Here is an 11647-nt window from a genome sequence, read left to right on the forward strand (position 1 = left end):
GGTATGGATCTACAAACCAAAATAACTTTAAAAAAGCAACCACATAATCAAATTGATTATGACTCTAAAATTTTATTTTTGGGATCCTGCTTTTCTGAGAATATTGGTCAAAAGTTTGACTATCATAAACTACAATCAGCAGTTAATCCATTTGGTATATTATTTCAACCATTGGCAATAGAAAATCTTATTACAAGAGCAATTAATAAGTCGTATTATGAGAAGAGCGAGCTCATAAATATTAATGAGCATTGGGTTTGCTTAGATGCGCACTCTAGATTAAATGAAAGTACAGAAGATTTATTGTTGCAATCACTAAACCAACAAATTGATAAGACGAATCAGTATTTAAAGGATTCAACGCATGTCATAATTACTTTAGGTACATCATGGATTTACAGATATATTGAAACTGATAAAACGGTTGCCAATTGCCATAAGATTCCTCAAAAAAAGTTTTTGAAAGAGTTGTTGAAAGTTGAAGAGATTGAAGAAAGTCTTCGAGCCACCAATAGTTTAATAAAATCTGTTAATAAAGATGTTGCCATTTTATTTACAGTCTCTCCTGTCCGTCATACCAAGGAAGGTATAATTGAGAATAATCGAAGTAAATCTCAATTAATATCAGCGATTCACAATGTGGTAGACCCACGTCTTAATTTGTATTATTTCCCTGCTTACGAAATAATGATGGATGAATTAAGAGATTATCGATACTATAAAGAAGATATGATTCATCCAAGTAATCTGGCTGTGGACTATATATGGGAAAAATTTAAACTAGTTTGGTTTTCTGATAAGAGTTTAGAATTGATTGAAAAAATTGTAAAAATTCAATCTAAACTCTCTCACAGACCCTTTAATCCAGAATCTTCAGAACATAAAAAGTTTTTGGCCCATTTAGAACTAGATATTAACAGTATTCGTAAGAAATATCCGCATATATCATTCTGAGAAATTACTAACAACTCTCCAAATTTTCACTTCAACATTCAAAATTGGTTTTTTATCGAATAAACGATACAATAAGACTAATTAGTGTTAAATTTAATATGCTATTAATCAAGTTTTAGAAAGCATCATTTATTTTTCTGTAAAAGCACAAAAAAGTATATGATGCTTTTTTTTGGACTCAATTTATCTGATAGGTCGTTTTAATCTTTCTTTTACCATTTCAAAATTCTTTTTACTTGTGCGTTCCCATCTGTATATGTTGGTTTTGGTTTTTTCTTTAGAAGGCTTATTCATTTTTTCATTTAATAATTTAGCCCAATGGAAACGTTTTCTAGTAACTATTCTAGTAGTTTCATTTTCATCATCGAGTAACTCCAAAGCGTTAAGTGCAGCAATTGATACGTGGTGAATGTTATCGTGAATGGCCACAAGTAAAAAGGGAATTGAAGACCTATCATTGATTTCTGCCAATGCATTAGCTGCTAACGGTCTCGTTTTATAACTGCCATTTTGTAAAACGAATCTCAGTTTTTCTACATCATGGTTATACTTCCACCTATTAATGGTATTAAGGTTTGGCTTTAACCACTTAAATTTAATTAGAAGAAGAGTAAGAGGACGTAACATGACAAATAGAGGTTATACAATATAAGTCCTGATTTTATCAAAATAGTTACAACCAAAAGGTCCTTAACCTTCGTTTTTAAATGTTACACTATCTGGTACAAGTACGGTATAATCACCATTATTTCTAATGACATCTCTAACAATTGACGAAGAAATGTAAGATGTTTTAGCTGCAGTTAATAAGAATACTGTTTCAATTTTAGAAAGCTTTCTGTTAGTGTGGGCTATGGCTTTTTCAAATTCAAAATCAGCAGGATTTCTCAACCCTCTTAGTATAAATTTTGCGTTAACCTCCTTGCAATAATCAACCGTAAGGCCACTATATATTGTAACCTTTACTTTAGGTTGATGTTTAAAAGCTTCTTCAATAAATTTCTGTCGTTCTTCAATAGAAAACATATACTTTTTATCGGCGTTAATACCAATAGCAACAATAACTTCATCAAAAAGTTTAACACCGCGTTTTATAATATCGTAGTGGCCTAAGGTAATAGGGTCAAATGATCCTGGAAAGATGGCTCGCTTCATGCTTATCTGCTTTATATTTTGCGCATTTTGAGGGTACTGTTAAACAAATATAACTAATTCTGTAAAGCCTCCTCTATAGCATTACTAAACAGTGCCTTTAAGCTTATACCTGCTTCATTTGCTTGTTGAGGTAAAATACTTTCTTTCGTGAGTCCAGGTACTGTATTCATCTCTAGGAAATAAGGTTGATCATTTTTGAAGATAAACTCACTTCTTGAAAATCCTTTCATTTTTAATATCTCATAAATTCGCTTTGCTTCAGAATTCACCTTGTTTTTATAATCTTTAGAGATTCTTGCCGGCGTAATTTCTTGAGATTTACCTTCGTATTTAGCTTGGTAATCAAAAAAATCATTTTCTGAAACGATTTCAGTTATTGGTAAAACCAATGTTTCTCCTTTATATGAAATTACACCTACAGATACTTCTACACCATCTAAAAACGCTTCAATTATAATCTCGTTGTCTTCTTTAAAGGAATTCTCAATTGCAGGTTTAAGTTCTTCCTTTTTGTAAACCTTAGAAATACCAAAACTACTACCTGCTTTATTTGCTTTAACAAAACAAGGTAATCCTACTTTATTTATAATTTCATCTTCATTAATGGTATCACCAAAATTTAAAAAATAGTTTTCAGCGGTTTTTATACCATAGGGTTTTAAGGTAGATATCAGGTCTCTTTTGTTAAAAGTCAATGCCGCTTGGTACATGTTGCAACTAGTATGTGGTATATGCAATAATTCTAAATAGGCTTGCATGTAACCGTCTTCACCAGGTGAACCATGTATAGCATTAAAGACACAGTCGAATTTTATTTTTTGACCATTGACTTGAGTAGAGAAATCATTTTTATCTATTGGAAATTCATCTCCATTATCATTAACATAAGACCATTTATCCTTAAAAATATGAATCCTAAACGCATCATATTTCTCTTGATCTAATGTTTCATAAACGACGTTACCGCTTTTAAGTGAAATTTCATATTCACTTGAATACCCACCCATTATAATGGCAATATTTTTTTTCATTATATCTACTGAAAATCGATATTGTAAATGTATCATTTATTTTGAATAAACTAAATCAATCTTCGATACGTATATTAATTTTATGACGTTATATATTTTATTAGTTTTGTCAATAATCAAATAATTTATGAGTTTAGTCAAATTTCTAACCAGTAAAGTATTTTTTAAGCAATTGGCATTGGCAATAATTGCCATCGTTGTTTTGAGTTTTTTGGTTTTAAAATGGTTAGATATAACGACTAAAAAAGGAGAATTTGTGGTAGTGCCAGATTTAAAAGGTAAATCTGTGGCGACTGTGGAGATAGAATTAAATGATAATGACTTAGTGATGCAAATACAAGATTCTGCAAATTTTAATCCTAACTATCCTAAGTATTCTGTAATAGAACAAAACCCTATTGCAGGTTCTAAAGTAAAAGAAAACCGAAAAATATATCTCATTTTAAACCCTTCTGGATACAGAAAAGTAGAAGTTCCTAACATCTTAAAACGTACCTTGAGACAAGCTAAACCTACATTAGAGGCTTTGGAATTTCAAATTGGCAAAATAACATATAAAGATGCTATTGGAGAAGGAGTGATGTCTATGTCTCATAACGGTAAGCCGTTAAAACCAGGTTCTCAGTTACCTTTAACTTCTAAAATAGATTTAGTCGTAGGTAACGGCAAATTATAATCTTTGATAATGCCAAATATTTCGGAATTTAATGATGAAGATGATCAGCTTTATGAGCACCACGCTTTTAAGGTAGAAAAGGGACAACAGGCTGTTAGAATAGATAAGTATTTGATGAATTTTATGGAGAATGTTACTCGAAGTAAAATTCAAAATGCTGTTAAGGACGGTTTTGTTTTTGTAAATAGTCAACCTGTAAAAGCTAGCTACAAAGTAAAACCTAATGACTATATCACTGTAAAATTCGAACATCCTACCCATGAGCAATTACTAGTTGCTGAAAATATTCCTATTGATGTTGTTTATGAAGATGATGACGTGCTTGTAGTAAACAAACCTGCAGGTATGGTAGTACATCCTGGACATGGAAATTATTCCGGTACTCTTATTAATGGTTTAATTTATCACATTGAAAATTTACCAAATAATTCTAGTAATCGGCCAGGTTTAGTGCACCGAATAGATAAAGACACTACTGGACTTTTGGTGGTTGCAAAGACTGAATTAGCAATGGCACATTTATCTAATCAGTTTGCTGAAAAGACAAGTGAAAGAGAATATGTTGCTATTGTTTGGGGTAATGTTGAACCTGAAGAAGGTACAGTTGAGGGTAATATAGGACGACATCCTAAAAACAGACTACAAAATACAGTCTATGAGGGTGAAGAGGCTTACAAAGGAAAGCCAGCTGTAACGCATTATAAGGTACTTGAACGATTTGGTTATGTTACTCTAGTGAGTTGCAGACTCGAAACAGGTCGTACACATCAAATACGTGTGCACATGAAGCATATTGGACACACACTTTTTAATGATGAGCGCTATGGAGGTGAAAAGATTCTTAAAGGTACTACCTTCTCCAAGTACAAACAATTTATTGCAAATTGCTTTAAAGTATTACCTAGGCAGGCACTTCACGCTAAGACTTTAGGTTTTGAGCATCCCACTACAGGAGAATTTCTGCGATTTACCTCTGAAATTCCAGAAGATATGCAATTGTGTATCGAAAAATGGAGAGCTTACGCAAAGCATCAAGATAATTAATAGTACTATTGTTATTATTTGTTGAATCTCATTTCAAATTTTTGAACTAGTTCGTAAATTTGAACTTAGAAAAGATGACCGTATGAAATTAGTAATATCACCTGCTAAATCTTTAGATTTTGAAAGTAAAACACCAACATCAAAATCAAGTGATTTTTGTTTTTCAGCTGAAGCTGAACGCTTGAATAAAATTCTAAAGAAAAAATCACCTAGAAGTTTATCAAAACTGATGAGTATTTCCGAGAATCTAGGTCAATTGAATTACGAGCGTAACCAGGAATGGAGTTTGCCATTTACGAAAGAAAATTCTAGGCAAGCTATGTATGCATTTAATGGTGATGTATACAGAGGCTTAGATGCTTATAGCATTGATGCTTCAAAATTAGAAAAGGCTCAAGATACTATTAGAATTATATCTGGTTTATATGGTATATTAAAACCATTAGATTTAATACAGCCATACCGCTTAGAAATGGGAACAAAACTGACTATCGGCAGAAATAAAAATCTTTATGAGTTTTGGCGTAAAAAAGTAACCCAAGCGCTTAATGAAGAACTTGAACAAGGAGAACTATTTTTAAACTTAGCAAGCAATGAGTACTTTAGGGCTATTGATACTAAGGTATTAAAAGTCCCAGTTATAAATATTAGTTTTAAAGAGTTTAAAAACGGTCAATACAAAACTATTGGTTTCTTTGCCAAGTATGCACGTGGTTTAATGTCGCGTTACATTATAGATACTAATGCTCAAACTCTTGAAGATGTAAAAGGATTTAATTATGACAATTACGCTTTGAGTGATGAATTGTCTTCTGAAAAGGAATTGGTGTTTACAAGGTAATGTTTTTGCACAGGCATCCTTACCCACCTTTTATCAAAGAAGACACTAAAAAGTTAATTGTCGGTACATTACCTCCGCCAAGATTTTCAACAGGTCAATTACTTGAGAAGGATGTAGATTTTTGTTATGGTAGTTACTACAATTCCTTATGGTTATATATTGATAAAATTCATAATCTTAATTTGAGGTATGACAACTCCAATGAAGCGATTGAACAGCGTAAAGCGTTTTTAATAACACGTAAAATCGGTGTCTGTGATATAGTCGCTAGTGGTGAACGCCAAAAAATTGACGCTTCAGATTTGGGTTTGTCTAATGTGAAATTAAGAGATCTTATTGGCTATTTAAAGAAATATCCAAGTGTAAATACCTTATTATTTACGGGAGGTAATAGTAAAAATGGACCAGAGTATTTTTTCAGGAAGCACATTAAGAGTTACAATATAAAATTAGAATTGGTTACTGATGAAATCCCTAGAATTCATCAATTAAAACTTAGTAATCGTATCATTAAAACCGTATCATTGACTTCTGCATCTGGTTCAGCAAATAGAGCTATTGGTAGTATGGCCTTATACAAGCAACTAAAAGCTAAAAACCCTAATTTTTCAACTTTTGACTTTAGAGTGATGCAGTATAGAGCATTTTTTTAGATTAATCCATTACAAACTTAAAACCAGCTGTGATTATACTCGATATAAAAGTTGTATTTCTGTCATATTGATAGAATTTTAAATCGATACTCTTTAATCCAAATTTCCATATATGAGTTTTTGTAAAAATGTCTGTATATGAAATTCCAAATCCAAATTGATTTGCAGAGTAATCAGATAGGTCAAAATCAGAGGTATAAAATTCTTCCGTTGACAATGCTTCTTCGTATGGTCTAAAATAATCTGCTGCCGTTTGGTTATAAAATCTGTAGGAGGGATATAACGTAAACTTATCTGCTATTTTAATTGGTATTTCAATACTTGCTGTATGTGAATTTACACCCCAATCATCAAAGTAATATCGATAAAAGGTACGAAGACTTACTCGCTCATTGAGGTACCAATTAAGCCTTCCTCCTAGTGCTACTTTAAACCTAGAATCTGGTAATTGTTCTATTGCATCAGCAAGCTGAAAGTTATCGATAAATGAATCTGCGACATCTCCAAAATAAACGCGCTGAAATGGTGTTGACAATAAACCATCTTGCTTGATAAAATCTAAAGCTAAAGATCCTTGAACATTTTTATGGAGTATTTGTGAAAATCCGAAACCTATAGCATAAGAATTGCGTCCTTCGTTATCAAAAGGCGCAAAGTTAGGATTGTAGTTTATATTTCCTGTAATCGTATTTTGATTGTAAAAAGAACTGCTTAAACCATCTCCTCCTGGTCCAAAGGGCCTTAATTCAGTTGGGTATATGGCATTCCAAGTATCAATATAGACATTGCCACTTATACTTAATTCAGTGTTTTTCTCATTAAATAGTTTTGTGTAACTACCGCCAAAACCTAATGAGAAATAATCATATTCTGAAGAAACTGATAATTTCGTAGACCAAATGCTATTTCTATCATCAGAACTGTGGGTATAGCTACCTGTTAAATTTGCCCAAACGTCACCGGAGGAGGCACCAGAAGATGCTTGAAAAGGGTCAGCAGGTCCATCGTCAAAAGGACCAACATTACTTGATGATGCTGAGGTATATGCAGAAACTCCTGCATCTATTGTTAATACATCATCGTCATTTAACGGAATAGAAACAACAAAAGTAGCAGTTGCATCGGTTAGTTCTTCAGTGCCAATTCCTCCACTCACTGCAGCATTATCTCCATCTTGAGAATAGTAACTCGATAGAAAATCTACTTCAGTTGTTTCAAGAACTCGCTTTTTATACACTTTGGATGGGTCTTGCTTTGTTTGTGCATACCCAACAAAAAATGCTAGCATGAATAATAAATGGCAGAGGTTTTTCATTTTTTCATGCTTTAGTTACAACCACAGCCACCACCAGTTTTTCCTCCATTTGCTCCAGCTGTGGCTTCACGATAAGAATGCGCTGTAAGCACGTTGCGATCACATTTTTTATCAGAAAGAGCCATGTCAGGGTCATTTAAATTCACTTTTTCATACTCCTTAACGACAACGCAACTTGACAAACTGGTTGCTAATATTGTGAAACAAACTATTTTTTTGATCATGACCTATCTATTTTTATGTGTTTTGATTTGATAATATTTCCTTCGGTATCTATAATGATGCATTCGATTTTTGGTAATTGATTTATTCTGTCCAACCCACTATCAATGCCCATAACAAAAATTGAGGTTGCTAAAGCATCTGCCAATTCTGCTTTTGGTGCAAAAACCGTAACGCTAATAATGCCACTTGCTGGATAGCCAGTTCTTGGGTCAATAATATGAGAGTAACGTGTATTATCAAATTTCACATATTTTTCATAATCTCCAGATGTAACAACGGCACCATTTGTAATTGGTAACAAGGCAAATACTTTGCTTTTATTTATGGGATTGGTAATTGCAACCTTCCATTCTTCACCACTAGGTTGCTTACCCCATGTATTCATATCTCCTGAGGCATTGATAATACCTGAAGTAACACCTGCACTGATTAATAAATCTTTAGCCTTATCTGCGGCATAACCTTTTCCTATGGCACCAAAACCAATCTTCATGCCTTTGTTTTTAAGGAAAACAGTGCTATTAGTTTTATCTAAAATTATATTCTTAAAGCCTACTTTAGAAACGGAAGCGTTTACTTCTTGCTTAGTTGGCATTGCTTCCATGCTACCATCAAATTTCCATATACGATCCATAGACGCATAACTTATGTCAAAAGCACCATCGGTTAATTTTGATATACCTAAAGCTCGTTCAATAAGATTAAATAGTTCTTTATCTACTTTTATGGGATTAATACCTGCGTTTCTATTAATTTCTGAAGTTTGCGAGTTTTTATCCCAAGAAGAAATAAGCCTTTCTATCCTAGAAATTTCATTAATCGCAAGATTAATATTTTTGTTCGCTTCAATTGAGTCTACTGCAACAACGGTAATATCAAAACGACTACCCATTAATTTAAGTGTCTGCTTATAAGTTTGTTGCGCGGCACAGAAAATAGAAAACAGTATAAAGAATGTAGTGGTTAAACTTTTCAATTTAGTTTATCATTGAATTAAGTTCTTTAATATAATTATCAGGACTTGTTTTTTTATAACCAGTTTCACCGAGCTTCGTACCGTTTTCATCTAGAACAACTACAAAAGGGAAAATTCCGTTTTTGTTATAACGTTCAGCTAATTTAGCATTGGCTTCTTTTTGTGCTAACGATAACTCATTTTTTTTCTTTCTTGGAAAATCTGCCTTCAACATTACGTAATTATTATTTGCAAAGGCTTTAAATTCTTTTGTGGTCCAAATTTCACGATCCAGTTTAATACACGGACCACACCAATCAGAGCCTTGAAAGACAAGAATTATTGGTTTATTTTCTTTTGATGCAAGTGCTTTGGCCACGGAGAAATCTGTTAGCCAATTTTGAGCTAAAATTGTACTTGTACTTAAAATAGAAAGTACAGTAATAATTACCGCTTTTTTCATGAGTGATGATTTAGTAGTCAAAATATAACGTAAAAATAAATTCTTTGGTATTGGGTAAATAATTAATAATTTGTTAAAACACTTTTTTGTAACTTGTATCACAACTAACAACAATCATTATGAAAAAAGCTCTTCAGATAGGAAATGGATTGGCTTTAGGCTCAACTATTTTTATAAATTATTTATCAAATACCGGATTAATTAATGATACAACTATTGGGGAAATGTCTGATGGTTATAGGTCTGTATTTACACCTGCAGGATACACCTTTGCTATTTGGGGTTTAATTTATCTAATGTTGTTTTCTTTTGCTATATATCAAGGGCGAAGCCTGTTTGTAAATGTCAAGGACGATAGTTTTGTTGAGAAAATTGGCATATGGTTTATTCTTTCGTGTGTGTTTAATTCCTTATGGGTATTTGCATGGATTTATGACTACACTGGCTTATCTTGTGTTTTAATCTTTTTGTTACTTATTTCTTTGATCAAGATTGTAATTAATCTAGGCATGGAGCATAACGACGGACGTTTTCCTCTAATGGCTTTTGTTTGGTGGCCCTTTGCTATATATTTTGGATGGGTAACTGTTGCAAGTATAGCGAATGTGTCTAGCTACCTTATAAAGCTAGAGTGGGATGGTTTAGGATTGCCGGACAATACCTGGACCATAATTATGATATGTATTGCAGTGATATTAAATCTTTATGTGATGTGGAAACGCAATATGAGAGAGTTTGCTCTAGTAGGTGCTTGGGCTTTAGTGGGTATTGGTGTTGCCAACAGTGCCGTTAATGAAATCATTACGATTATAACATTTATAGGAGCGGCAATATTAATTACCACAAATGGAATACATGGTTTTAAAAATCTATCAGCGAATCCTTTTGCCAAATATAGGGAGTGGAAAAGAGCTAGAAATTCATAATAATTTATAACATACAGTTACAAAGAATAAATTAAATGTAATTTCGCCAAATAAATTTGAAGGTGAGATTTAAAGTAGATATTCATCTTAAATGCCAATTTTGGCAAACCTAAAAACGATGTATGTCATTTAAATCACTAGGCTTATCTGAGCCTTTATTAAAAGCAATCCGAAAAAAAGGATATGAAACACCCTCTCCGATACAGCAAAAAGCAATACCACCTGTTTTAGAAGGAAAGGATGTTTTAGCTTCTGCACAAACTGGTACTGGTAAAACGGCAGGTTTTACATTGCCCTTATTACAATACTTATCTGAAGGAACAGAGCAAAGGCATAGACCTATTCGGGCATTAATTTTAACACCAACGCGTGAGTTAGCAGCACAAGTTTATACTAATGTTAAGGAGTATTCTGAGTTTTTAAATATTCGTAGTGCGGTGATTTTTGGTGGTGTAAAACAAAGGCCGCAAGTTGCTACATTGCGACAAGGTATTGATGTTTTAGTTGCTACTCCGGGTCGTTTAATTGATTTAGAGAGTCAAGGTGTATTGTCTCTAAAACGCATTGAAATATTTGTTTTAGATGAAGCCGATCGTATGTTAGATATGGGATTTCTTCGTGATATTGAACGTATAATGAAGTTGATGCCAGAGCGACGACAAAATTTAATGTTCTCCGCTACATTTTCAAAAGACATTAAAAAGTTAGCATACTCCATATTACATAATCCAATACAAGTTGAAGCTACACCTGAAAATACAGCTGTTGAGATTATAAACCAAAAAGTATTTCGTGTTGCAAAAACAAAAAAGACAGGATTAATTATTAAACTGATTTCTGATGGAAATTGGAAACAAGTTTTAGTCTTTACCAGAACTAAACATGGTGCCAATAGACTTTGTAAAAAAATGATTAACGCTGGTATTTCAGCTTCTGCAATCCACGGTAATAAAAGTCAAGGTGCACGAACAAAAGCCTTAGCAGGGTTTAAAAAGGGATCAATTAGAGTATTAGTTGCAACAGATATAGCAGCCCGAGGATTAGATATTCCATTATTACCTCATGTTATTAATTTTGAGCTTCCTAATATCTCTGAAGATTATGTACATAGAATTGGAAGAACTGGTAGGGCAGGAGCTAGTGGTGAGGCTATTTCGTTGGTTAGTGCTGATGAAACATCATATTTAAAGGATATTGAGAAGTTGATTGATATGAAAATTCAGGTAGAAATTGTCGAAGGTTTTGAACCTGATCCTAATGCCTCAACAGAACCAATAAAGCCTGGGCAAAATAGACAAAGAAACCAAAACTCAAGACGATCTTCTAATTCTAGAAACTCTAATAATCCAAAGAATTCTAACAGAAGTCGTAATCGTAACCGAAGACGTAAAAACGACAGTAGAAGATAA

At 32.9% G+C, this 11647-nt stretch carries 14 protein-coding genes; 7 read left to right on the forward strand and 7 right to left on the reverse strand.

What is annotated here, in order from left to right; translation table 11 throughout:
- The first annotated feature begins 78 nt into the window (after positions 1-78).
- On the forward strand, positions 79-954 hold the full coding sequence (locus ACFWV9_RS02480; protein ID WP_411893651.1) for a GSCFA domain-containing protein: 876 nt from the start codon (positions 79-81) through the stop codon (positions 952-954).
- Positions 955-1137: 183 nt separating this feature from the next.
- Here the strand turns inward: ACFWV9_RS02480 and ACFWV9_RS02485 are convergent, their stop codons facing one another.
- The 3 genes from ACFWV9_RS02485 to ACFWV9_RS02495 form a co-directional block, all read right to left on the reverse strand.
- Positions 1138-1581 carry a HEAT repeat domain-containing protein gene (locus tag ACFWV9_RS02485; RefSeq protein WP_411893652.1) on the reverse strand — a complete coding sequence of 148 codons (444 nt, stop codon included), beginning with the start codon at positions 1579-1581 and terminating at the stop codon, positions 1138-1140.
- Between the two features lie 63 nt (positions 1582-1644).
- Positions 1645-2109 (reverse strand): pantetheine-phosphate adenylyltransferase, encoded by a 465-nt coding sequence (gene coaD / locus ACFWV9_RS02490; protein ID WP_411893653.1) that lies wholly within the window; start codon positions 2107-2109, stop codon positions 1645-1647.
- 53 nt (positions 2110-2162) lie between these two features.
- Complete coding sequence (locus ACFWV9_RS02495) at positions 2163-3140, reverse strand: D-alanine--D-alanine ligase (protein ID WP_411893787.1); 978 nt, start codon at positions 3138-3140, stop codon at positions 2163-2165.
- A gap of 127 nt (positions 3141-3267) precedes the next feature.
- Here ACFWV9_RS02495 and ACFWV9_RS02500 point away from each other — a divergent pair, with 127 nt between their 5' ends.
- From ACFWV9_RS02500 to ACFWV9_RS02515, 4 genes are all read left to right on the forward strand, one after another.
- Positions 3268-3816: a PASTA domain-containing protein gene (locus tag ACFWV9_RS02500; protein ID WP_411893654.1), complete on the forward strand. Its 549-nt coding sequence runs from the start codon at positions 3268-3270 to the stop codon at positions 3814-3816.
- A gap of 9 nt (positions 3817-3825) precedes the next feature.
- Entirely contained in the window at positions 3826-4860 is a 1035-nt protein-coding gene (locus ACFWV9_RS02505) for an RluA family pseudouridine synthase (protein ID WP_411893655.1), read from the forward strand.
- A gap of 82 nt (positions 4861-4942) precedes the next feature.
- Positions 4943-5701 carry a peroxide stress protein YaaA gene (gene yaaA / locus ACFWV9_RS02510; RefSeq protein WP_411893656.1) on the forward strand — a complete coding sequence of 253 codons (759 nt, stop codon included), beginning with the start codon at positions 4943-4945 and terminating at the stop codon, positions 5699-5701.
- Positions 5701-6354 (forward strand): uracil-DNA glycosylase family protein, encoded by a 654-nt coding sequence (locus tag ACFWV9_RS02515; RefSeq protein WP_411893657.1) that lies wholly within the window; start codon positions 5701-5703, stop codon positions 6352-6354. Before yaaA ends, ACFWV9_RS02515 begins: the two co-directional genes overlap by 1 nt.
- Position 6355: 1 nt before the next feature.
- On the opposite strand, the gene ACFWV9_RS02520 is transcribed toward ACFWV9_RS02515, so the two are convergent.
- From ACFWV9_RS02520 to ACFWV9_RS02535, 4 genes are read right to left on the reverse strand one after another with little or no spacing between them, the layout of a single operon-like run.
- A complete protein-coding gene (locus ACFWV9_RS02520; protein WP_411893658.1) occupies positions 6356-7669 on the reverse strand; it encodes a DUF3570 domain-containing protein in 1314 nt (437 codons plus the stop codon).
- An 11-nt stretch (positions 7670-7680) separates the two neighbouring features.
- Positions 7681-7893, reverse strand: a complete 213-nt coding sequence (locus ACFWV9_RS02525; protein ID WP_411893659.1) for a DUF4266 domain-containing protein — start codon at positions 7891-7893, stop codon at positions 7681-7683.
- On the reverse strand, positions 7890-8870 hold the full coding sequence (locus ACFWV9_RS02530) for an FAD:protein FMN transferase (RefSeq protein WP_411893660.1): 981 nt from the start codon (positions 8868-8870) through the stop codon (positions 7890-7892). The genes ACFWV9_RS02525 and ACFWV9_RS02530 overlap by 4 nt, the downstream gene beginning before the upstream one ends.
- Position 8871: 1 nt before the next feature.
- Positions 8872-9312, reverse strand: coding sequence for a thioredoxin family protein (locus tag ACFWV9_RS02535; RefSeq protein WP_411893661.1), 441 nt, complete (start codon positions 9310-9312; stop codon positions 8872-8874).
- 119 nt (positions 9313-9431) lie between these two features.
- Here ACFWV9_RS02535 and ACFWV9_RS02540 point away from each other — a divergent pair, with 119 nt between their 5' ends.
- Positions 9432-10238, forward strand: coding sequence for a tryptophan-rich sensory protein (locus ACFWV9_RS02540; RefSeq protein WP_411893662.1), 807 nt, complete (start codon positions 9432-9434; stop codon positions 10236-10238).
- A 122-nt stretch (positions 10239-10360) separates the two neighbouring features.
- Positions 10361-11647: a DEAD/DEAH box helicase gene (locus ACFWV9_RS02545; RefSeq protein WP_411893663.1), complete on the forward strand. Its 1287-nt coding sequence runs from the start codon at positions 10361-10363 to the stop codon at positions 11645-11647.

The sequence above is a fragment of the Winogradskyella sp. A2 genome (genome assembly GCF_046762865.1).
Taxonomy (GTDB): domain Bacteria; phylum Bacteroidota; class Bacteroidia; order Flavobacteriales; family Flavobacteriaceae; genus Winogradskyella.